The sequence below is a fragment of the bacterium genome (assembly GCA_041649255.1).
In the GTDB taxonomy this organism is placed as follows: domain Bacteria; phylum Hydrothermota; class UBA3073; order JACQXS01; family JAQTXJ01; genus JAQTXJ01.
The window spans coordinates 202,198-224,810 of record JBAZNK010000002.1 but is presented as its reverse complement, the minus strand read 5'-3'; the positions used below and the strand labels follow the sequence as shown (position 1 = coordinate 224,810).

Here is a 22,613-nt window from a genome sequence, read left to right as displayed (position 1 = left end):
TGCTATTACATTTTTATTAAAATATACATAATTGTGAGAATGCGTAAAAGTTGATCAAAACAGAAATTACGGTTCCCGTTATAAAAAGTAATTGTCCAATTCTCGTTATTTTCCTGTTTTTTATGTTTTTTAAAATTAATATTTCAAGTACGCTGCCGGACGAATAAAGGATATTTGCAAAAACACCATAGATAATAATAAGAGAACTGTCGGAAGGGGACAAAGCTGCTTTTATTTTAGTTAGAGCAATTATAAGAAGTGGCACTCCCGTAGTGAGCATAATCAAATTGTAATACAACCTTTTCTTTTCCCACCATATAATTATTTGCTTTCGAGTGTTATGTTTGGCATCCTCGTTGGGAACATTTTTTATTAAATCCATATTCTATTAAACTGTACGAGTAAAGAATTTTTTGTTATTCTACCAGATATTTGAATTTCTTTATGAATTCGGCAGGTGTAAGGTTGGCAGTTTTTGCAAGTTTTTCCAATTGTTCTTTATCTTCAAAATCCTCCGGTTTTAGTCTTATCATATAGTGGAGAGCGGCTTCGTAAGATTCCGTTTCTGTATTTACAAATCGTACCTTTATTTTGCCGGTATTGGGGTCTATGATGTTTTTGAGTAAGATAGGCGGTTCTTTATTTTCCCGCACATTAATTAGAGCTCCTGAATCTCCGTTTAATAGGAATTTTACTGCGCAAAAACCTAAATCTCTTGTTAACTCCATATCAAAAGGAATAGGGGAAACGCATCTTAGTTCGTACCCGATATCTTTTGTCACGGGTGTAGCAATTGACTGTCCTCTTTCTTCAAACCGTTTTTTAATCTCTTTTTTGACTATTTTTCCTAAGTCAAGTTCAGACATCCTTATATTATCAAACTCATCAAGTTCCACATCACCGGCTTCTTTTAGTTCGTCAATATCAAATCTCTCCAATAATCCTTCTGCGAGGACCGCTACGCCGTCGCTTCTTCCCATACTTTTTCTTTTAATTATAGCGCCTTCAATGATGTCGCAAAGGTTTTTTAAACTGACATATTTTCCTTTAAATTCTTCCCCAATAATGGTTAGTGTTGCACCCGCGGCTTTTCCTATTCCAAGTGCAAGATGCCCGGCTTTTCTTCCCATTGATATAACAAAATACCATCTTCCTGTAGTTCTTGAGTCTTCCATTATATTCTGGACGAGGGATGTTCCGATATGTCTTGCCGTCTGGTAACCAAAAGTAGATTGGCAACCGGGAAGGGGTAAATCGTTATCAATAGTTTTTGGCACGTGAGCGATTTTGATTTTCCCTTTGGATTCTCTTTCAATGGTGCTTGATGTAAATGCAGTATCGTCTCCACCGATAGTAATTAAATAATCAACTTTTAGTTCTTCTAAAGCTTTGATAACATTTTTAACCTTTTCCGGACTTTTAGTCGGGTTTTCTCTGGATGTTCTGATAATAGAACCACCCATAAAATGTATTCTGGAAACATCGGCTATTTCTAAATATTTGATGTGAGTAGAATCTCCATTTACAGGCCATTTAAACCCATCATAAATGCCAATTACTTTTATCCCATTATTTATTGCTTCAATAGTAGCTGCGCTGATTACACCATTTATTCCGGGGGCAGGCCCACCACCAACTACTATGGCCAATGTTTTTCTATAATTTTTTGACATAGTGTTATCCTCCTAACGATACGTTGTATAATAATTTCTATTTCATGAAAACAAGTTTTTTGGTCTCTTTGTAGGTAAAAGTTTCCAATTTGACAAAGTAAATTTCTACCTACAACCTGTTTTTTCTTTTTTTGCACGAATTGAATTCGTGCCTACAACCTATGTTATATTATGAATTATAAAAGAGTATCAGGTATTTTTCTTGTTACTTCCGAAGTAAGAGCGTATTTTTTTACAGTTTCAAGTGTATTTTTAATGTTTAGTTTTGTGAATAGCAAGTCGAATTTTGCCTCAAGAGCATCCCTTATTTTCTTTTTATTTTCTTCGGGTATATCCCATATTTCTTTTTTAAATGGTCCGAATCCTTTTTTTCTCATTTTGTAGATAAACTGTTCTCTTGTCTGGTCAGGTTTTTTCTCGTTTGGATTGGTTTCTTCAAGGTGGTTATAGATTTTATCTCTTAATTGAGAAGGAAAATATTCGCTATCAAATATCATATTCTGGAAACCTGTTGCAAGGTGTATTTCTGATGTTCCGGTAGGAGGAAACCTGTCAAAAGCATCATCGGGAAGAGTAGAAGCACCGTGTTGAACCGTTCCTGACAAACCGTATTCTTTTCTTGATACTTTTGCAATATCTTCCAATACCTGAAAATCTAATTTTACTTTAGCGATAGATCCATCCGGCATAGGAATGCCGCCGTGTGTAGTTCCGGTCTGGACGCTTATTTTACTAATTCCTTTGAGATTTCCATTGAGCGCTTTTTTATAAACATTCATATAGGAACGAAATTCTTCTACCGTGCTGTTTTTCCCGCCGACTTCCCCGATTTCACCGCCAACGGATATTGTAACGCCTTTGGGTTCAAGAGTTCTGATGTAAGTAGTAAGCGATGCTGCGGTTTCGGAATTAAGTCGTTGTTGTTCGTCTATGTCTTTTTTGGATAAATCAACAAGGGTTGAAGTATCAATATCGATATTGTAAAATCCTGCTTCTATTGCTTCCTTGGAAAGGGATTTTACGGCATTGACTTCTTGCGCAGGGTCAAGTTGATATTTTTTTAATCCTACCTGGAAATGGTCGCCTTGAATGAATACCGGCGCGAGGTAATTTTCTTTTATTGCGGCACCTAATATTACTGTCGTATATTCGGCAGGTCTTTGTTTTGTGTATTCAATTTCAGTTCGGGCTATTTCAAAGATAAAAGCGCCTGCATTAAGTTTTATGGCAGACCGTATCATAGCTCTTGCGACGTCATAGGTAAGTCCTCTGATATTGGTAGCCGGGACAGTAATTCCGTTAAGTTTTCCTTCGCCCATAAGTTCGTATATGCGTTGAATTGATGCAGGTTTGATTCCAAGAGAAGCGGCAATTTCGGCAATCAGGTATCTGGATGCTTCTTTTATGGTGTTGTCTTCATTAAGGGAAGCATTGAAAACCAATCTATCTATGATTTTTTCTTGTAATTTTTTGATGTCCAATACGTTTGTTTTAATATTGGCACCGAATTCAACTATGCCTTTAAGAGAGTCTTTTAATTCTTTAATGCTTTCATATTTCATTTTTCCTCCTGTCTAAATAGTAATATGTCTTCGAGAATACTCAAATTGCAAGTCTTGTCAATAATATTTTATAAAGGGGTATTTTCAGGGTAAAAAATTGGTATTTTTGTGGGAACACGTGAGAGATTTTTCTTTTTAAGAAGGTATTTAAAGCATCTGCCTTGAAACGAATGTAATAATTTCGTCCCAAGGCAGAGTTCAGATAACACAACAACCCAAAATTAATTATATGTAGGATACCAAAAATATAAATCTTGTCAACAAGATTTTGTTGGGTTGGATTGAGCTTTTAAAAGCGGGAATTGAATGGGGTCTGGTAGAAAAACATTGATAATTATGGTGTCTTAGAAAGGGGCAAAAAAATAACTTGTCAAGATGAGGGATTGAAGGTAGATATTAAAATATGAGGAAAAAGAGTTTTTGTCTCTTGACGTATGGTTGTCAGATGAATGAGTATGACTCAAGGTTAATTGCCGAGATTTTATCCAAGGATGGATATAAAGAAGTAAAAGATGAAAGCAAGGCGGATATTATTATTATGAATACCTGTAGCGTTAGGAAACATGCCGAACAAAGAGTAGTAGGAAGGACAGGTGACTTACAACGATTACGCGAAGATAAACCCGATTTGATTATAGGACTTGTTGGATGTATGGCGCAAAATCTTATTGATAAAGGAGAAAAAATAAAGGGTGTGGATTTTATGGTTGGACCAGACAACTATGAAGAAATTCCAAGAATTATAGATGGTTTAGATAGTTTAGCCAGGGTGATAAAAAAAGAAAAAACCATTCTTTATGAGGGGGTATATGGGAGACAGGATAATAGCGTTAGCGCATTTGTGCCTGTTATGCGGGGATGTGAAAATTTCTGTACCTATTGTATTGTTCCTTATGTGAGAGTTGGACTTCAGATGCGTTCCTCAAAAGATATTCTTAATGAGGTAAAAGGTTTGTTAAAAAAGGGCATAAAAGAGATTATATTATTAGGGCAATCCGTAAACCAATATGATAGCAGTAAGGTTGATTTTCCGGAGATATTAAAAATGGTATCCGAGACTTCTGTATCAAGACTTGGTTTTTTCACTTCGCATCCTTATTATACTACTCAAAAATTAATTGACGTAATAGCGGGAGCTGAAAACATATACAAATGGATACATTTACCACTCCAATCGGGGAGCAATAAGATTCTAAAGAAGATGAACCGCAAGTATACAAAAGAAAAGTATATGGAGTTAATTTATAAAACAAGGGAAAAGATACCAAATATTTCATTGACTACGGATATTATAGTTGGTTTCCCTGGGGAAACGGATAAAGACTTTCAAGAGACTATGGAGGTAATGAAAAAAATACAGTTTGATTTTGCGTATATGTTTAAGTATTCGGACAGGGAACGAACGACGGCATATAACTTAAAACCTAAAATTCCTGAATTGGTAAAGACAAAAAGGCTTTCAGAATTGATAGAGATACAGCATAAGATAATTCGCATTAAAAACGAGCAGCTTATCGGGACGACTCAAGAGGTGTTGGTTGAGTATAAAGGCAGGAAACATAATGGTTGGCGTGGAAAAACAAAACAAAATAAAATCGTGGTGGTTGAGGGAAAAACTCTGCCCGGAGAGATAGTAAAAGTAAAAATAACCGGTTTAAAAGGGTGGACGCCAGTGGGGGAGATAATTAAAGACTGATTATAGTATCAATATATTTTTGCCGAACATAATAATCAAAAAACTTGCGATAACCAGAGCGGGACCGAAGTAGAGTTTATCCTGAAGGCTCTTCTTGTGTAAGGAAGCTGCAAAAACCAAACCTATAATTGAACCGTAAAAAATAGTATAAAGCGCACTTACCCATCCTGTAAAACTGCCTATCATAGCCATTAACATTAAGTCTCCCATTCCCATTCCTTCTTTCTTGAACACCAGCAACCAGAATCCTATAAAAAAACCGATTACTCCTGCTCCAACTAACATTCCTAATAAGGAGCTTTTAATTCCGATAGTAAAGAAACTCGTTCCGAGTCCGATTATAATTCCCGGGATTGATAAGACATCGGGAATCGTTTCCGTATCGGCATCAATAAAACCTATTATAATAAATAACGAAAACAGGATTAAATATATGACGAGTTTTGCAGAGAGACCAAATTTCAGGTAAGTGACAAGAAAAACTATTGCAGTAAGGAGTTCTACCACGGGATAAATTATAGAAATCTTTTCTCCGCAAAACCTGCATTTCGCTTTAAGCAGGAGGTATGAGAGTATCGGGATATTGTCATACCACATAATCCTGTGCTTGCATTTAGGACAGGCTGAGGGTGGCATAACAATAGATTTCCCACGAGGTATCCTGTATATGCAGACATTAAAAAAGCTACCCAAACAAGATCCAAATATAAAAAGTATTATAGACATATATTTATTAAAATCCCAATGTCAAAATCCAAATTTCAAAGATAACCTCATTAACAATTTTATTTTGCTTTTCATATATATAATAGTAAACTTAAATTTTAAAATAAAACCTGAGGAAAATTGTCAACTCCGGGCAAAAAGAACCAGAATAAGTCCCATTAGAGTATTTATGAATATGAATTACAGGCGCATAAACTGCCAATCCAAGGTAATCATTAATAAAGTATTCCACTCCACCGTTTAAGTTTATGTTTGCAGTTGAATAATTATATGTTTTTGAATGATAAAAATTAAAATTCGGTTCAAGGTAAGGAGCTATTTTTTGAGGAGACCTTATAAAACAGCGAAATCCTACGTCGAAACCATAATTTTCTATTTCTTTTTTAACAAATGAAAAATAAGGGCCTCCCACAAATAAGATGCGTGGAGTTATCCCATAGGCTAACTCTCCTTCTCCTCCGCTCCAAGCGAAGCCTGATAAATTTGCTCCGATATCCCATTTACCTTTTAATTCTATTCCCTCTACGTTTTGTGCCAAAAGCAATATTAGTAGCAAAAAAGAAAAAAATTTCATTTTCTCCTCCTTAAAAGTATATAATTATCTTACACATCTAACGCTAAGCCCAATTTTTTTATTATAGTCGTCATGATTGCAGCTAATCCTGCCGTAGCCTATATAACGTATGCCTGCTTTTGTATTATTGTATCCGGTAGCCGACCACCAGTATCCGTAGTATCCTATATAGCTAAATATACCATCGGAATAACGGTATCCCCCCGGGCGCGCCGAAAAACCGCTTTTGTTGGTTGACTCGGTGTTAGAACTTAACCAATGTGTTGTGTCTGTTTCTTTCATTTTCCCACCTGCAACGTCTTCATTGCCTAAATAGTTAACAAGTGTTGTCCACTCTTCATCAGTTGGTATATGCCATCCTTTGGGGGCCAAACCGCGCGGGTCATTCACGGCATACCAGTTATAGAGTTTGCCGTAAGTTTTACCGTTTTTGGCATTATTTTCATAATAGCACCAGGCGCCTGTAGTTAAGTTTTGCCATTCTTCGGCATCTTGCACTTGAGGAATGGAGTCGCCATTGCGGTAATGATTTACGTCCAGATTTTCTGCCCTCCATTCCTGTTTGCCTATCCTTATCGTTCTGCCTATAAGTTGTTCAGTATATAAGGAAGAAAAAATTAGACTACCAAGAAGAAATATCTTTATTAACTTCATTTTTTTTCTATTTGTTTTTTCATATCACGGGCAGGTCACCGACCTGCCCCTACAAATATAATATTCATTTTGGTATTAATCCCAGAATTCCCAAAATATGCTATAAGAATAATAATAATCATAGGGTGTTATTTTATAGGTATAGGCTACTTTAACGTCTATTATTTGGAATTCCATTCTTAGCATTTGGGTTAGAATGTCTCCCGTTATATGGATTCCTATTTCTTTAGACGGAAAATACTTATTGTACTCTCCCCAGAGAGTCCACCTTGTAAATCCTTCGGTTGAGTCTCTGCAAAAGAATGCGCCTATTCTTAAGTTATATAAACTTGGGCTTACGAGTCTTGTTGTCATCCCATTTATTGTAGAATAATTTATTGATGATTCAAGTATTCGTATTCCTGCATTTTGTTCTTTTTCAGTAACACTTCCGAACAAAGTGACATTAAACATAGGAACATACCCGAGTCCCAGTTTTGGGTATAGTTTAGCATCGTATCCGTATCTTATGCTGGGGAGTAAATATAATAATCTGAATGGTTCCCAATAATCCTGAAGAAAATATCCATTTTCGTCTTCTATGCCGAGAAGTATTTTATGATTGGATATATTGAATCCTTGTGTAATAGAGTAAAAATCTCTTGTCAGTATGAGTTTAGAACGGTTGGCTTTTCCGATGGAAGTGGATATTCCCAAAGTATTATTATCTCTATAAAAAGCCTGTAAGTTTATAAGAGATGAGTTGTAACATAAGTTTGAAGTCGCTTTTAGGGTTGTATCAAGGTCTCCTGTCAGATACATATTGATATTAGGTATGAAAATCTGCCTACCAAATTCAAACTGAAAGTAATTCGGATTTATAGCTAATTTAATATTTGAATAAGCTCTTTCTGTTTTTAAGCGTTTTGTTATTATATTTATTACTCCTTTCGTGCCTTCCGGCAGACAGGCATAATTTCCGTAGGTAGAACTTACATTTTCGTTTATGACTTCTATTTTTTCTATGGAGGGGAAAATAGGAATTTTATCCCGGGAAATTGGAATTCCATCGCATAGTATTAAGAAATTATCGGTTATAAAAGGATAAGAGAAGAAAAAATCTTCATAATTATCAATAGAGGTTGATAATGTAACTATGTTTGCTGGGGTAGTCATATCGAGTGCAGGCATTCTCAATGCCGTTTCTGAAGTGCTACAAATTAAAAGATTCAATAATATAATCATTTTAGGTAAGTTTTGTTCCTATTCCGATTGCTTTTTTTAGGAGAGTCGGTCTTTTCAAGACATCAGCTGATTTTGTTAATCCGCGGGCCAAAAGTTCATCTACTAATTTGATATTTAGGTCTCCGAATAATCGTTTCATAACGCTTGAAGCTTGTTTTATTTCTTTCATAGGGGATAAGTCGCCGATACATACGATTACTCCTTTTTTGGTATATGTATTCCATTCTGCTCTTCTTTTTAAGATAGTTTTTCCTTTAAGTTTAGTAACAATAACCTGACTGGAGTCTATTCGATCAATCAAAATTTTAGTCTGGGCAGTTACCGTCTCACAATAAACAGGTGAACCCAATATTATTATATCAACCTGTCTTATTTTATTTAATAGAGAATTAAAATTATCTTTTAATATGCACTTTCCATTTCTGGAACACTTAAAACAAGCTTTACAGGGAAATAAATTCAAGTCATTCAGGTGAACTTTTTCGACAACGGCATTTTTTGATTTTATCCCTTGCAATATTTTAGACACAAGTATATCCGTATTGCCTTTTTTGTGTGGGCTACCGATAATTCCGAGTATTTTCATTTTTTATTAGTTTCGGTTAATAATTTTAATATAAATATTCCTCCGATTATCACGCCTGTATAGTAGGTAAAAAACCTCCAAAGAACAATAAAAACACCCATTAAGCATTTTGGGCAGTAAGAGTTAAACAGGAGAAACCCGGCACCTTCTGCAATTCCCGAGCCACCAGGGGAAGGAGAAAACATCAGCAAGAATGTAAGAATAAATTGGATTATTGAGGTCTCCACAATCGGAACGGACACTCCAAGACTCCTGAATAACAAAGGCACCATAAGAACAAAGCACAACAAGGAAACACCGGACAAAAGTATTACGAGCAAAAATTTATATATCCCGTGAGTGCAGCATTTTTTGAATCCGAGTTTGAAGTTTTCTATTTCATCTGCAAGTTTGTTTATCCAGCTTGCGAGTTTATCTTTATGTTTAAGAATAAAAAAAATAGAAAGTTTGTTGATTTGAGTTTTAATCCATTCCGTTTTCCACATAGCAAGGGTGAAAAGTATTAAGAATATGCTATAAACGACCAGAATATACCCCGAAAGCATTTTTAGACCGGAGCTTTCAAAAATGTTTCTATAATATATAATAACCGGAATTGCGAATACGAATGCAAGCAAATATGTAATTCCGCGCATTACGATAACGGTACCGGATTCCCCGAAAGAAAACTTTTCTTTCATCAGAATATAGAATTGCAGGGGCAGACCTCCAACTCCAAAAGGCAAAATGGATAAGAAATATCCTCCAAAAGTAAATTCGGCAGTTCTTTTCAGACTGATTTTTTTCCCGAGCACCGAGCCTAAAACTTGTAATCGCAGGCATTCAAAATATAGTCTGAGTATGCAAACCAGAGTCGTTAATCCTAAAAACAAATAATTTACTTGTTTTAGAGCGGATAAAGTTTCTTTACTTGCGGTGAATATGAATATAACGGTAACGGTTAGGGTTGTGATTATGAAGAATATTCGCATTCCTGATTTTAGTTGTTTTGCAGTAATGCGGGGTGGGTTAGGGGATGTATTATTTGTTTCCATTAAGTTGTATTAAGTCATCATACTGTGGTCAAGTCCAAGTTTAACGGATTCTTCTCCTAATAAGGTTTTAATTTTCAATAGAACGTTACGAATGGGTTTAATTCGTAGGTTACTTTTTAATAAAGCTTCATCATCATATTCATTCGTAAGGTGTATATACACTTCACATTCGCCCGGTGAAGCTTCCAATATTTTATTTAAATCAATTAAGGCTTTTTCTTCTAACCCTGAGATATCTATATAAATATCTATTTTGTTTATAGCTTCTTTTCTTATTTTTTCAAGCGCTATTATTTTTGAAGCTTTTACGGAATGAATTTCATTTCGTTCGGATAGTCTTCCTTTTATTATTAATGGTTCATCTGCGTTTATAGCAGATATGTCAAAAACATTATTATAAACCATAACTTCTATTATTCCTGAAAAATCTTCTACGGTAATAAAGTTGAATTCTTTATCTTTTAATACTTTTCTCCTTGTTACGACACCTCCTATGGTTATTTCTTCGCCAAGAGATTTTGTTGCAAGGTCGGTTATTGTAGAAATACGCATAGCGGCAATTTCATCTATGTATCTTTCAAGGGGATGTCCCGAGAAATAAAATCCAAAAGCTTCTTTTTCCCACGACAGGAGTTCTGCTTTATTCCATTCCTCATCCACCTCTTTTTCTTCGGACTCAAAGAATAACCCTAATTGAGAAGTTGTTTTATTATTAAGGATATCCATTAAACCTTTACGGTCTTTATCCAGAGAATCGAAAGCTCCTGATTTTATTAAAGATTCACCGGTTTTTCTGTTTGGTGTTACGCGGGCAACAAAATCGGCAAATGAGTTAAAGGGACGCTTGTTCATAACTTCTATTGCGGCATTTTTGCCTATATTTTTTAAAGTAGCAAACCCAAACCTTATCTTGTTGCCTTCTACTTTGAAATCTACTTCGGAAGTGTTTATATCGGGGGGCAATATCTCAATTTTCATTCTCTTGCATTCATCTATCAAGAATTTTATCCTGTCGGTAGTTTGGTATTCGGAAGTAAGAAGAGATGCCATAAATTCGTTTGGATGGTTAGCTTTAAGGTATGCAGTCTGGTATGCGAGTAATGCGTAGCCTGCGGAGTGTGATTTATTAAATCCGTAACCGGCAAATGGAACGATTAGTTCAAATATTTGATTTGCTATTTTTTCGGGGACATTATTTTTTATACTGCCTTCAATAAATGATTTTTTCTGTTCTTCCATTACTTCGGGAGTTTTTTTACTCATTGCGCGTCTAAGAATGTCTGCCTTTCCGAGACTGAAACCTCCCACTCTGGAAGCTATTTGCATTACCTGTTCCTGGTAGAGTATGGTACCGTAGGTATCTTTTAATATTGGTTCAAGTAAGGGATGCAGATATTTGGGGGTTTCTTCGCCGTGCTTGCATTTTATAATGCTATCTTTTGTTGCGCCTCCAAGGGGACCCGGTCTGTAAAGAGCAATTAGCGCCATTATATCAGTGAAGTTTTCGGGTTTGAGTTTTCGTAATATGTCTTTCATACCTTCGGATTCAAGCTGGAATACACCGATTGAGTGTCCTTTTTTTAACATATTGAATGTTTTCGTATCTCCGAGTGGAATCTCTTTAGGGTCTTTTTTGTTTATTTTCTCTAAGGTATGATATATAACGCTCAATGTTCGTAACCCAAGTATATCTATTTTTGCCAATCCGATTTTTTCTACTGATTCCATAGAGTATTGAGTAGATATTGTATCCCCTTCCGATTTGAATAATGGAACGACGTCTATGAGTTTATCGGGGGCTACGAGTATGCCGGATGCGTGCATTGATGCGTGGCGAGCAAGTCCTTCGAGTTTGGATGCTATTTGAATAAGATGTGGAATGCCTTCCATTTTTTCAACAAAAGATTTAACTTCGGGAGTTCCCATTGCTTCCGCAATGGATGAAGTTGGATGAATTAGTTTTGCAAGTTTATCGGCTACCGGGTATGGGATTTTTAAAACCCTTGCAACATCTCTGACGACTCCTCTTGCGCCCATAGTTCCGAACGTTATAATCTGGGATACCGAATCTTTGCCGTATCTTTCAGTAATATAGGTAACGATTTCATCTCTTCTTTCGTCACCAATATCAATATCAATATCAGGCATAGCTATTCTTTCAGGGTTTAGAAATCTTTCAAATAGTAGGCCATATTTTATCGGATCAATTTCTGTTATACCCAGGCAATAGCAAATGAGACTTCCGACTGCGGAACCTCTTCCGGGACCTACCGGGACGTTTCTTTTTTTCGCTTCATCTACGATATCCCTAATCATTAAAAAGTATCCGGGATATCCCATCTTTTTTATGGTATTAAGTTCGTATTCAAACCTTTCCTGTATTACTTTTGCCGGGGTTGGGTATCTGGCGTCAAATCCCTCTTTAGCAATGAATGTAAGGTAATCTTCTATTGAAGCGTAGCCTTCTGGTAATTTATAGCCAGGCAAACGGATATTTTTCGAATCCAAATCCAGTCTTAAGTTACATTGCTCTGTTATTTTTAATGTGTTTGATATAGCTTCAGGATGGTCAGAAAAGAGAGCTGTCATTTCTTCGGGAGATTTAAAGTAAAGTTTATCGGAGCCGAATTTTAATCTTTTTACGTCATCTTTTTCACTGTGAGTTTGTAAGCATAAAAGGACATCATGTGCTTCAACGTCATCCTGATTTAAATAATGGCAGTCATTCGTTGCTACTAAGGGAATATTTAATTCGGAACCTATTTTTATTAGTTCGCCATTAGCAATATCATTTTCTTCTAGTCCAAGCCGCATTAGTTCGAGATAGAAATTTCCTTCTCCAAAGATGGATAAGTATTCCGAGGCAATTTGTTTAGCTATGTCTAATTTTCCTTTTATAATCCAGTAAGGGACTTCACCTTTCAGGCAACCTGAGAGTCCAATCAGACCTTCGGAATATTCTTTTAATATTTCTTTATCAATACGGGGTCTATAGTAATGACCTTCAAGCCAGCCTGCACTGGATAATTTCATTAAGTTTCGATATCCTTTTTCATTCTTTGCAAGTAAGGTAAGGTGAAAGTAGGAAACGCCATCGACGGGTTGTCTGTCCGTTCTTGGTCCCGGAGCCATATAGGCTTCCTGCCCGATAATTGGTTTGACTCCTGCATTTTCCATTGCTTTGTAGAATTCAATAGCTCCGAACATATTTCCGTGGTCTGTTATTGCGAGGGCAGGCAGTCTGTATTCCTGAGCAAGTTTTGCCAGTTTTTCTATCTTACAGGCGCCGTCAAGAAGGCTGTAATCCGTATGAACGTGTAAGTGAACAAAGTGTGCGTGAGGCATAGTTTCTTATATTAGTATATTAAGTGTTTTTGTAAAGTTTAAATTTTTTATTAAAAAACTTGCAAAGCTAAAGTAATGAAAATATAATAAAAATAATAGATTTGATTTTTGGGGGTATTATGTTGAAATTTTTTAGTGTTATTGTGTGCATAATAATATCGGGTAATTTTTTATATGCTAAGCCTGTTAAATCAAAGGATGCGGATTCTCCGTGGGGAGTTATAGATGTATGGCCATATGGGGCTTCGCCGTATAATCGGCCTGACCAGTGGCGTCCCGACAGATTGCGTGATTTATATGCCCGTGGGCTTGATTCAGCAAAGAGTTATGGTTTTACGTGGAACAGACCTAATTGTGCGCCGTATAATGTTTTACCTGGGACTACACATTTTAGGACGGATATGATGGATTCGCTTGTAGTTTTTATGCAGGAGCGGAATCTAAATTTATTGATATGTACCGGTCCACCGAACTGGGCTCCGTGGCGTGACGACACGTTAAAATGTAAAAAATATTGGCAGAACACCATTGAAAGGTATGATGGTGATGGGAACAATGATCTGCCGGGGCTTACCAAACCGATTAAAAGTTGGGAAATCTGTAACGAACCTGAATATGGGGGATACGGGAGTATTGATGATTTTGCCAGGTATGCCAGAATATCGTACCAGGCAATAAAATCTGCAGACCTGTCTGCCCAGGTTATTGGTCCGGTTATGGGAGCAACCGGAGGAGACGCGGGATGGAGGGTTAATGCAATTTATACAATATCGGGAGAGGATTCCGCATTGTTAAGAATGGTTCTTGAGAGGTGTGGAAATTATTTTGATGTAATAAGTTTACACATTTATACTTATGGGGATTTTTCCTATCTTGATACAAAAATAAAGCCTGTACTTGATAAATATGTGCCGGGGAAACCTTTATGGATAACAGAAATAGGATGCAACCGGACACATCCTGTAATAAGCTTGCCGGATTCAACAATTATTGATGCATATTCAGATACTATAACCGAGGCACAACAGGCAGAGTATTTGCTTAAAATATGCGAAGCAAAAGAACAAAGAGTATGGCTTAATAAAATATTTATTTTTACGTTACAGGATTTTGGGGCATATAAGTATGCAGATTCTTTACGTACTTCAACTGATTATTGGGGAATGATGAAAGAAGATTTTTCGCATAGACCTGCTCTTGATAGTGTGCGGAATTTTATTGCAACGCATCCTGATACCGGGAAAAAGAGAAGATAGTTTAGATAGTGTCCTATTAAACAGAGCATTAGACAGGATTAACAGGATAGAAAGTAAGAGGGGAAGAAGTGAGAAAAATGTTTTTTATTTCTGTAGTTTTATTATTAGCCGGGAGTATTAATGCGGCGCCGATTGAATCCTGGGGATATAATACTTACGGGCAACTTGGCAATGGAACAAAAGCTAATGGTTATACACCTGAGCGGATTGTGCAAATATGGAATGCCGTTTCTGTTTCTGCGGGCGGAGAACATAGTTTGGCGTTATTATCTGATAGCACTTTAATGGGATGGGGGTATAACGCGGACGGGCAACTTGGAAATGGAACAACCGTTGATAGCGATACGCCTATTGTCGTATACGGGATAAAAAACGCCGTAGCAATTTCTGCAAAAGGTGAGCACAGTTTAGCTCTTTTGTCGGACGGGACGATAAAATCCTGGGGAAATAATGAGTATGGGCAGCTCGGGGATGGGACGACTATTGACAGGGATACGCCTGTTACGGTTTTAGGAATAAATAATGCTGTAAAGATTTCTGCCGGATGGGAATATGGTACGGCTCTTTTGTCGGATGGAAGAATAAAAGCCTGGGGATATAATAATTCCGGGCAATTAGGCAACGGGACGAAGATTGACAGCGATACGCCTATTGTAGTTTATGGGATAAATAATGCGATAGAGATTTCTGCGGGAGTACTTCACGGGTTAGCGTTATTATCGGACAGCACGATAAGAGCATGGGGACTTAATAAATACGGGCAACTTGGAAATGGGACAACCGTTGATAGCGATACGCCTGTCATAGTTTCGGGAATAAATAATGCGAAGGGAGTTTCGGCGGGAACTTCTCATAACCTTGCCGTATTATCGGATGGGGCAGTAAAAGCGTGGGGATATAATGGTTGCGGACAACTTGGAAACGGGACATTTATTGATACGGATACGCCTGTTGTAATCCCGGGAATAAGTAATGCAGTAATAGTATCTGCGGGTTCAATGTTCAGTCTTGCGTTGTTATCAAACTCAACTGTTCAAGCTTGGGGTCGAGGAGATTTGGGGCAAATAGGTAATGGGGAAGATAACAGTGTAAAGGTTCCCGTTCAGATAGGAGTAATTGCATGGGGAATTTCTGCGGGAGATTTTCATAGTTTAGCTTTGGAAGCACCTCCGGCAGTAGAAGAACAAATAACAAACAGACAAATCGTGTCTATTGGGAGTTCAATATTTGTTAATAAAATAACTCTTTTATTGCCTGTTGAACAGAAGATACAATATGCGATTTATGACGTTTGCGGGAGAGTTCTTTTAACGAGGGGAGAGAGTTTAATAAAAGGGAAATTAGATATAAATGTTTCCAAGATAAAACAGGGAGTTTATTTTCTTGTTGTAAAAACGGCAGGGAAAAGAAGTTGTTTTAAGGTAATAAAGCTGATAAAATAAATAGGAATTGACAAAGTATTTGTTAAAACTATCTTCGAAATGAAATATTGAAAGGTAGTGGAAGTGAATATATGAGAAGAGTGTGGATTTTATTAGGGTTTGTTTTATTATTTGTTTCTGCAGGTAATAGTCAGGCTGAAGAAAACTCCCTAAAAGCAGACTCCATAAAAAAAACAGAACCAGCAAAGGTTAATCAGCCCAATGAAGCAGAAATTTTTTGTACTCGTGGACTTGATTATGCCGACAAAGGAGAGTTCGACAAGGCGATAGAGGATTTAAACAAAGCCATTGGTATTAATCCTAACGATGCGTACACTTTTTACAGTCGTGGGAATGTTTATCATAAGAAAGGTGAGTTCAGTAAAGCAATACAAGATTTTAACAAGGCCATTAGTATTAATCCTAATTATGCAAATGCTTTTTACAGTCGTGGAAATGCTTATTACAAAAAAGGAGAGCTAGACAAGGCAATACAGGATTTAGACGAAGTTATTAAAATTAACCCTAATGACGTAAAAGCATTGGATAATAAGGGATATATGTTGGGCAAACTAAATCGATATGATGAAGCAGTTAAACTTCTTGATAAAGCGACAGAAATAAAACCCGATTATGCAAACGCATGGTATAATAAAGCTTGTATGTATTCGTTAAAAGGTGATAAAGCGAATGTGCTTAAAAACTTATCCAGAGCAATAGAATTAGATGCAAAGTTTAGAGAAGATGCTAAAAAGGACAAAGATTTTGAAAAATTATGGGGAGATAAAGATTTCAAGAAGATTGTGGGAGAGTAAGAAATAGGTAGGGGAACGCAGATAAGAGGCAAAGAAAACAAATAACGGATGCAAACTTAAAAGTTTGCCCTACAAATGGAAAATAGATAACCAGACAGAAATGAAATATAAAGGGATGGTTATAAGACCGCCGAGTGAAGCGGATAGTTTTATCTTACAGGTTACCTACGGGTGCTCACATAATAAATGCAGTTTTTGCCCCACTTATTTGGATAAACCTTTTCAGGTTAGGGAAATGGATGGTATACTAAAGGACATAAAAGAAGCAGAAAAGGATATATCTTATACGAGGCGGGTTTTTCTGGCAGATGGAAATGCAATGGTATTAAGTAATGAAAAACTTGTTCCCATTCTGGATGCTTTAAATTCCGGATTTCCTACGCTTCAAAGAATAGGAACTTACGCAAATGCGGATGATATATTGCGAAAAACAAATAAAGAACTTGAGGATTTGGTACAAAAGAAGCTTTCTATGATATATATCGGGCTTGAAAGTGGGAATAATAAGGTTTTAGAAAGAATACACAAAGGAACAACGGTAGAATCAATGATAGAGGCAGTGCAGAAGGCGCAGAAAGCAGGGTTTAAGGTTTCGGTTATAGGGTTGCTGGGATTAGGGGGTACGGATTTATGGAAAGAGCATTCCATAGATACCGGCAAAGCAATAACCGCTATGCAGCCACTTTATTTTTCACTTTTAACGGTAATGATAGTAAAAGGAACCGAGCTTTATACAGAATGGAAAGAAAAGAAGTTTGTTTTGCCTGAACCTATTGATATGATTAAGGAAATGAGACTTATTATAGAGAACGTAAACGTTTCTTCGGGTTGTATTTTTCGTACCAATCATGCGTCAAATTATTTACCGTTGTCAGGAAGGTTTCCGAATGATAAGGAGAAGTTTTTACGAGATATTGATTCGGTGATTAAAGAAGGGGGAGAGTCTTTAAAACCTGAGTGGGGGAGAGGATTATAGGTTTTTCACCGCAGAGGGCAGAACTGCTTAATTACAGATTGGAAAATGGGGTATCAGAATATCAGGGAATCAGTCCAGCTGAGCTGGATACGAATCCCTAATCACTATCGTTCAAGGGCTTCGTATAGGCAGAGAATCAGGAAATCAGAATATCAGTCCCGCCAAAGCGGGATGTTGGCTACTCCAATTGCAGAAACAGACAAAATGGATTCCCGCTTTCGCGGGAATGACAAATGAAAAGTCATGAAAAGATAGTTTGGACCTTGGGGAGAAAAAATGAAGAAGGAAATACTTAAAAACTTAGAAATGATTCAACAAAAGGATAAGGAATGGGGGAAGAAAATACATACTTGTTTGAAAGAATTGGAAAAGAAGGGGTGGGGAAACAGAAAATTCAGGATTTTGTACGGGCATTTTATAACCAAACCTATGACGGTATATGAGTACATTGATGCTTGTATATCAAATCCTCCCAAACAGTTGTTTTTTGCCGTTCAGAATATATATAATAAATTCAAGAACCCAAAAATCACTCTTCTTTCCGTCAGGGATATATTTGAAGGGCATCAAAATGAACTTATGATTGAGAATAAGAGTTGTCTTGGAAAAAAGGGGCTCATAGAAACTAAAGTCGCTTTGATGCCGGGGAAAATTAAAGTTCCGGAGATAGAATATAAAGGCGTTTTGCCGGAGTCTTTGAGCAAAGAAGAACTTTATTCCCTGTTTGAAAGAATGGCAGAAATAAAGAAATCCGCAAAGATGTTAGTCGAGGCAGAAGCTACGACTTCGTTGACACATATCGTGATTAGTTCATTCTATAAATGCAAAGACAGAAACTTTATGATAATCACGGCGACAAACACTTCAAAAGACAAGATAAGTATGTTTTCGGAAACGCCCATTGTAACGAAGGATAAGAAGTATTATTATTATGGGGATTATTTGATAAAACCTTCTGCCGAATCAGCTCCGCACTGGGTAATACATTCTACGCTGCATAAAGATAAAAATCCGTTATGTTGGAGTATTATACATATTCATAATGACCGGATGACAAAGATTTCGGAGCACTCGAATATAAAGTTGAAATCCGTGTATATTCCCGTTATAACTAAGTTTTCGTATTCGACAGAGGAAATCGGGAAAGAAATCGCCGGGATGTTGAAGGAACATAAGACTTTTGGTGTTTCGGTTAAAGCGCACGGGCAGTGGTTTGTGGGAAAGAATCTTATTGAGTTGGCTGAACAGATTGGGGGAATATTGAAAGAAGTGAAAGGTCCCAGATAACAGAATAAAGAAAAATCGAAACACCCCGCAAATTGCGGGGTAAACTCCGACCACAGAGAACAAATAAACCTACAATCTTGCCACAAAAAAACTAAAACACGAAAAACAGATCATAGAAGAGGTCACAGAGGACAAGAACAGAGGGCGCAGAGAGAATTTCTCACGCAAAGGCGCTAAGAAAAGATTAGAAGACAAAGAATTTCTTGGACGCACCCTCCAAACAGAACGGCGGGCAGGGATTTCCATAGAAAAGAAAAAATCAAACCAAAGCACAAATTGAATTTGTGCCTACAGGGGGCACTAAAAAAACGGAGGACAGGACATATAAGACAGGGGCTCCTAACTACCCAATTAAAAACATACCCATTCTAAAGAACAAAATTAAGAATTAAGTTGCAAAGATATAAGTTATAGATATAGTTACTGACCAATGAATTATAAAACATATTTTCATGTAGGATGGATTATATTATTAGGAATGCCGTTGAGGGCAGACGTAAAGGGTGGAGGGAGTATATCAGGTTATCAGAAGATCAGTGGGGAGAATATCAGGGGATCAGGAAATCAGATAAAAGAAAAAAAACAAATAACAGACGCAAGGCTTAAGCATTGTCCTACGAACGGCAACATAAAAGAAGAGTTTCCTTGTTATTTCAGGTTGAAATTTGATAAGAAATCATCGGATTCTTCTAATTGTATATGGGAACAACAAATTCCTACCGAAAATCCCGTATGGGCGGAAGAATCTACAAAGACAAGTGCCAAATGGCAAGACATTCCCGACTTACATAAAAACATCAAAGTAGGGTTGGTTTTGGGTGGGGGATTGATTAGAGGAATGGCGCATATCGGGGTGTTGAAGGTGCTGGAAGAGAATAACATCCCCATAAACGGAATTACCGGCACAAGCATAGGAGCGATTATCGGAGGGCTTTATTCCTGTGGGTATTCACCTGATTCCATTGAAAAGGTTACAAGAACCATAAACTGGGACGATTTATTTTCAGACCAGCTTCCAAGAGAAAGTTTTCCGTTGTGGGAAAGGTTAAAAGAGGAACCTAAAGAACCAAGAGTAAATTTAGACATAAGGTGGTCGCGTCCCGATAAATGGTTTAACCAGATATCAGGGTTCAGAACGGCTCAAAAATTAACGGACAAATTTGTAGGGTTATCTCTGGATGCCGATTATAAAGCGGGGTTTGATTTTGATAATCTTGATATTCCTTTTGGGGCATTGTTAATGAATGTAAAAGGCGGCAACATAGAGTTAATGCGGAAGGGAACGGTTTCCACGGCGGCACGTGCCAGTGGCTCATACCCGATGGTATTTGAACCGATGAAAATCGGGGATAAGCTTTATATAGACGGCGGAGTTTTGGATGACCTTCCTGTGGATGCGTTTATACCTTTTGATTCTATCAGAGCACCCCAAAACACCATAAAAAATGGGGACAAACTTTTTGATTACATTATAGCAGTGTATCCTTATAAAATAGGGAAAAAAGAAATAAACAGGGAAGTTTCAGGTTTTTCTATGGTAGACATAGCGTTTAAGGTTTTTTATATTTCACGGGATTACTATTTACAGAGCAGCTGGAATAACGCCGATGCCAAAATTGATTTAGACGTGGAAGGAGGTTTTGACTTTTCTTCGGAAAAAATAAATAAAATGGTAGAGGCAGGATATAGCACGGCAGGAAAACAAATTAGACAAATAAAAGAGGATATATGCATAAAAGAAGGGTTGTCCAAGAACGACATTTATTGTATTTCGTCTATTGAATTAAATGGGGTAGAGGGAAAGAAAAAGAAGCATCTCAAAGCGATTAGATTAAAAGAAGGAAGTTATATAGAGAAGAACGATATTTGTGACGCGATGGCAAGGCTATATAAGCTTGGAGATTTTGGGAAAATTACCGCAAAAATGGAATACGATTCGGTTGAAAATACAGTCAATGATTCGATTCGGTATTGTAAAGTAGCTTTTTATTTTGAAGGGAAGAGAAGTTGTTTGCCCGACGTGAATAGAGTTGCCGTTAAGTTATTGCCTGAATTTCCTCACAATTCGGTAATAGAGGAGATACTTACGGATAAAATTTGCAGCAAAAGGAAAGCCATTAATTTTTATGAAATAAAGGATTTAGTGGAGAAAAGTTCCGTAAATAATGGGACTATTGGTTTGAGGGTTGACAGCGTTAATTTCGTACGCTCGACGGAAAAGGATACGGTATTTGTTTATATAGGGAAAGGGGTTCATCTTAAAGGGATAATAATATCCTGCAGGAATCCCGAAGCAAAGGATGCTTTGAAAAAGGAGTTTGACTCGCTGAAAGTGATAAACCCGTCAAATGTTTTAGGTGTGATTTCATCTGCTTATAAAACTCTTGCTCTCAAGACAATTGCGGTTGAAGGAGTCAGGGGAGATTCTTTATTTGTAACGGCAGAGAGAAGGAGTACTTCTACGGTGCGGATTCCCGTTCTTACTTTTTGGTATGATGAAGGAGCTACTTTTTTTGCGGAAATAGTAACTAAAAGGAGCAAGTTTTTTGGGTATGGAGAATGGTCTCCGTATCTGAATTGGACTTCTAATTATCCCTTGAAACAGGCGGAAGAACTTCTTATGGGGAAACAGTTTAATTTTGGTGTCCAGGCGTGTCGGTCATTCCTTCCTCAGGCGAACTTATACTGGGGTGAGATATTTGATTCTTCGTATGAAAACAGTTTTCATACGTTAGGGGCGCAAATAGAAATGCCTATTCATTCCAGAAAACATTTTATTCTTACTCCCGGTATAGAAGAAGCCGGGAAGTATGAGGATGGGGTTTTTGACTGGAAAACAAAAGGGACTGTTGAATTTGAGTGGGATAACCTTGACAGGATTATTTTCCCTGAATACGGGTGTAAGGGTAGTGTTGATTTTAAGGGTTACGGGGATTTAAAGAAGTGGAAAGATTTTTTATCAGATGGTAAATCTTTTTTGCATGCAAGGGCGAATATGATTGGAGTTTGTCCGTGGCGGCCTTTGAAAAAATTTACTTTTTTGGGGCAGATTATAGGAACGGAATATTCCGAACACACGCCTGATTATGAACGGTATAATTTTGGGGGACTAAACATTGCGGGGAGTCATCAGTTGAAGTTGTTTGATTCCGAATATTTTCCGGGATACAGCAGAAATGAGCTTACGGAAAGAATAATGTTTATGACAGGCGGTTTAGCGCGGTTTACTTTTTTGAATATATCCTTGTTGGGAGTTGAGGCAAAAGTTCATTTTGAAACGTCTTATTATGTGTTGGAGGGGTGGAAAGGTTTTTCGCTTAATGAACATACATTCTCGAAAAAAAGCTCGGTTGTAGGTTTACATCTGGATACAAGTTTCTTTAATGCCGGGGCAGGGCTTCTTTTTAAGAACAATAAATTGTCGGAGCCGTTTGTATCGGTGACGTTTTACGGGTTTTGATAGGGGAACAGATAACAGAAAAGTTCACCGCAGAGTCCAGCAAAGCAGGATAGGAATCTCTAATGACTTCGTACAAGAGCTTCTTATCGCAGAAAACGCAAAGTTCAAAAATCAAAAGAGAAAAACAGAGATAGTTTATCGGGGAAACAGAATACAGGTTTTAGCCACGGATGACAGACTCCAGCTGAGCGGGATAACAAACTCTAAGGGGTATTACCAAGAGTTTGTAAACGGATTTACACGGATAAAAAAAACAAAGCACGAATTGAATTCGTGCCTACAGATAAGGAAAGGATTTTCGGTAAAAGAAGATTTTTATATAGA

At 37.1% G+C, this 22,613-nt stretch carries 17 protein-coding genes; 7 read left to right on the top strand and 10 right to left on the bottom strand.

Translation table 11 applies throughout. The annotated features are described in order from the left end of the window. Positions 1 to 16: 16 nt before the first annotated feature. The 3 genes from WC614_02500 to WC614_02490 all read right to left on the bottom strand — a co-directional run bounded on the left by WC614_02500 (position 17) and on the right by WC614_02490 (position 3,235). Entirely contained in the window at positions 17 to 382 is a 366-nt protein-coding gene (locus WC614_02500; GenBank protein ID MFA5031866.1) for a hypothetical protein, read from the bottom strand. Between the two features lie 34 nt (positions 383 to 416). Further along, the gene (gene pfp / locus WC614_02495) at positions 417 to 1,673 is read right to left on the bottom strand and encodes a diphosphate--fructose-6-phosphate 1-phosphotransferase (protein MFA5031865.1); all 1,257 of its coding nucleotides are present in this window, start codon (positions 1,671 to 1,673) and stop codon (positions 417 to 419) included. Positions 1,674 to 1,849: 176 nt separating this feature from the next. After that, on the bottom strand, positions 1,850 to 3,235 hold the full coding sequence (locus WC614_02490) for a class II fructose-bisphosphate aldolase (GenBank protein ID MFA5031864.1): 1,386 nt from the start codon (positions 3,233 to 3,235) through the stop codon (positions 1,850 to 1,852). A 403-nt stretch (positions 3,236 to 3,638) separates the two neighbouring features. On the opposite strand from WC614_02490, the gene miaB reads away from it, so the two are divergent. Further along, positions 3,639 to 4,931, top strand: a complete 1,293-nt coding sequence (gene miaB, locus WC614_02485; GenBank protein ID MFA5031863.1) for a tRNA (N6-isopentenyl adenosine(37)-C2)-methylthiotransferase MiaB — start codon at positions 3,639 to 3,641, stop codon at positions 4,929 to 4,931. On the opposite strand, the gene WC614_02480 is transcribed toward miaB, so the two are convergent. The 7 genes from WC614_02480 to dnaE all read right to left on the bottom strand — a co-directional run bounded on the left by WC614_02480 (position 4,932) and on the right by dnaE (position 13,074). Then, a complete protein-coding gene (locus WC614_02480; protein ID MFA5031862.1) occupies positions 4,932 to 5,657 on the bottom strand; it encodes a prepilin peptidase in 726 nt (241 codons plus the stop codon). Positions 5,658 to 5,748: 91 nt separating this feature from the next. Continuing rightward, on the bottom strand, positions 5,749 to 6,231 hold the full coding sequence (locus WC614_02475; protein ID MFA5031861.1) for a hypothetical protein: 483 nt from the start codon (positions 6,229 to 6,231) through the stop codon (positions 5,749 to 5,751). A 24-nt stretch (positions 6,232 to 6,255) separates the two neighbouring features. Next, on the bottom strand, positions 6,256 to 6,885 hold the full coding sequence (locus WC614_02470) for a fibrobacter succinogenes major paralogous domain-containing protein (GenBank protein MFA5031860.1): 630 nt from the start codon (positions 6,883 to 6,885) through the stop codon (positions 6,256 to 6,258). Between the two features lie 75 nt (positions 6,886 to 6,960). After that, a complete protein-coding gene (locus tag WC614_02465; protein MFA5031859.1) occupies positions 6,961 to 8,109 on the bottom strand; it encodes a hypothetical protein in 1,149 nt (382 codons plus the stop codon). A 1-nt stretch (position 8,110) separates the two neighbouring features. Then, positions 8,111 to 8,695 (bottom strand): flavodoxin family protein, encoded by a 585-nt coding sequence (locus tag WC614_02460; GenBank protein MFA5031858.1) that lies wholly within the window; start codon positions 8,693 to 8,695, stop codon positions 8,111 to 8,113. After that, positions 8,692 to 9,729: a flippase-like domain-containing protein gene (locus tag WC614_02455; protein ID MFA5031857.1), complete on the bottom strand. Its 1,038-nt coding sequence runs from the start codon at positions 9,727 to 9,729 to the stop codon at positions 8,692 to 8,694. The genes WC614_02460 and WC614_02455 overlap by 4 nt, the downstream gene beginning before the upstream one ends. A 9-nt stretch (positions 9,730 to 9,738) precedes the next feature. Then, a complete protein-coding gene (gene dnaE / locus WC614_02450) occupies positions 9,739 to 13,074 on the bottom strand; it encodes a DNA polymerase III subunit alpha (protein ID MFA5031856.1) in 3,336 nt (1,111 codons plus the stop codon). 119 nt (positions 13,075 to 13,193) lie between these two features. Here dnaE and WC614_02445 point away from each other — a divergent pair, with 119 nt between their 5' ends. The 6 genes from WC614_02445 (at position 13,194) to WC614_02420 (ending at position 22,289) form a co-directional block, all read left to right on the top strand. Then, positions 13,194 to 14,330: a glycosyl hydrolase gene (locus tag WC614_02445; protein MFA5031855.1), complete on the top strand. Its 1,137-nt coding sequence runs from the start codon at positions 13,194 to 13,196 to the stop codon at positions 14,328 to 14,330. A 77-nt stretch (positions 14,331 to 14,407) separates the two neighbouring features. Beyond that, positions 14,408 to 15,772 carry a T9SS type A sorting domain-containing protein gene (locus tag WC614_02440; GenBank protein ID MFA5031854.1) on the top strand — a complete coding sequence of 455 codons (1,365 nt, stop codon included), beginning with the start codon at positions 14,408 to 14,410 and terminating at the stop codon, positions 15,770 to 15,772. A gap of 47 nt (positions 15,773 to 15,819) precedes the next feature. Beyond that, the gene (locus WC614_02435; protein ID MFA5031853.1) at positions 15,820 to 16,566 is read left to right on the top strand and encodes a tetratricopeptide repeat protein; all 747 of its coding nucleotides are present in this window, start codon (positions 15,820 to 15,822) and stop codon (positions 16,564 to 16,566) included. A gap of 100 nt (positions 16,567 to 16,666) precedes the next feature. Continuing rightward, the gene (locus WC614_02430) at positions 16,667 to 17,542 is read left to right on the top strand and encodes a radical SAM protein (protein ID MFA5031852.1); all 876 of its coding nucleotides are present in this window, start codon (positions 16,667 to 16,669) and stop codon (positions 17,540 to 17,542) included. A gap of 276 nt (positions 17,543 to 17,818) precedes the next feature. Beyond that, on the top strand, positions 17,819 to 18,829 hold the full coding sequence (locus tag WC614_02425) for a class II aldolase/adducin family protein (protein ID MFA5031851.1): 1,011 nt from the start codon (positions 17,819 to 17,821) through the stop codon (positions 18,827 to 18,829). 430 nt (positions 18,830 to 19,259) lie between these two features. Beyond that, the gene (locus tag WC614_02420; protein MFA5031850.1) at positions 19,260 to 22,289 is read left to right on the top strand and encodes a patatin-like phospholipase family protein; all 3,030 of its coding nucleotides are present in this window, start codon (positions 19,260 to 19,262) and stop codon (positions 22,287 to 22,289) included. Positions 22,290 to 22,613: the final 324 nt, after the last annotated feature.

Excerpts from the sequence above, each read along its gene's own strand:
- WC614_02500 (MFA5031866.1), bottom strand. The coding sequence starts at position 382 with ATGGATTTAATAAAAAATGTTCCCAACGAGGATGCCAAACATAACACT.
- WC614_02425 (MFA5031851.1), top strand. The coding sequence starts at position 17,819 with ATGAAGAAGGAAATACTTAAAAACTTAGAAATGATTCAACAAAAGGAT.
- WC614_02475 (MFA5031861.1), bottom strand. The coding sequence starts at position 6,231 with ATGAAATTTTTTTCTTTTTTGCTACTAATATTGCTTTTGGCACAAAAC.
- dnaE (MFA5031856.1), bottom strand. The coding sequence starts at position 13,074 with ATGCCTCACGCACACTTTGTTCACTTACACGTTCATACGGATTACAGC.
- WC614_02430 (MFA5031852.1), top strand. The coding sequence starts at position 16,667 with ATGAAATATAAAGGGATGGTTATAAGACCGCCGAGTGAAGCGGATAGT.
- pfp (MFA5031865.1), bottom strand. The coding sequence starts at position 1,673 with ATGTCAAAAAATTATAGAAAAACATTGGCCATAGTAGTTGGTGGTGGG.
- WC614_02490 (MFA5031864.1), bottom strand. The coding sequence starts at position 3,235 with ATGAAATATGAAAGCATTAAAGAATTAAAAGACTCTCTTAAAGGCATA.
- WC614_02445 (MFA5031855.1), top strand. The coding sequence starts at position 13,194 with ATGTTGAAATTTTTTAGTGTTATTGTGTGCATAATAATATCGGGTAAT.
- WC614_02420 (MFA5031850.1), top strand. The coding sequence starts at position 19,260 with ATGAATTATAAAACATATTTTCATGTAGGATGGATTATATTATTAGGA.
- WC614_02470 (MFA5031860.1), bottom strand. The coding sequence starts at position 6,885 with ATGAAGTTAATAAAGATATTTCTTCTTGGTAGTCTAATTTTTTCTTCC.
- WC614_02440 (MFA5031854.1), top strand. The coding sequence starts at position 14,408 with ATGTTTTTTATTTCTGTAGTTTTATTATTAGCCGGGAGTATTAATGCG.
- miaB (MFA5031863.1), top strand. The coding sequence starts at position 3,639 with ATGAGGAAAAAGAGTTTTTGTCTCTTGACGTATGGTTGTCAGATGAAT.
- WC614_02480 (MFA5031862.1), bottom strand. The coding sequence starts at position 5,657 with ATGTCTATAATACTTTTTATATTTGGATCTTGTTTGGGTAGCTTTTTT.
- WC614_02455 (MFA5031857.1), bottom strand. The coding sequence starts at position 9,729 with ATGGAAACAAATAATACATCCCCTAACCCACCCCGCATTACTGCAAAA.
- WC614_02465 (MFA5031859.1), bottom strand. The coding sequence starts at position 8,109 with ATGATTATATTATTGAATCTTTTAATTTGTAGCACTTCAGAAACGGCA.
- WC614_02460 (MFA5031858.1), bottom strand. The coding sequence starts at position 8,695 with ATGAAAATACTCGGAATTATCGGTAGCCCACACAAAAAAGGCAATACG.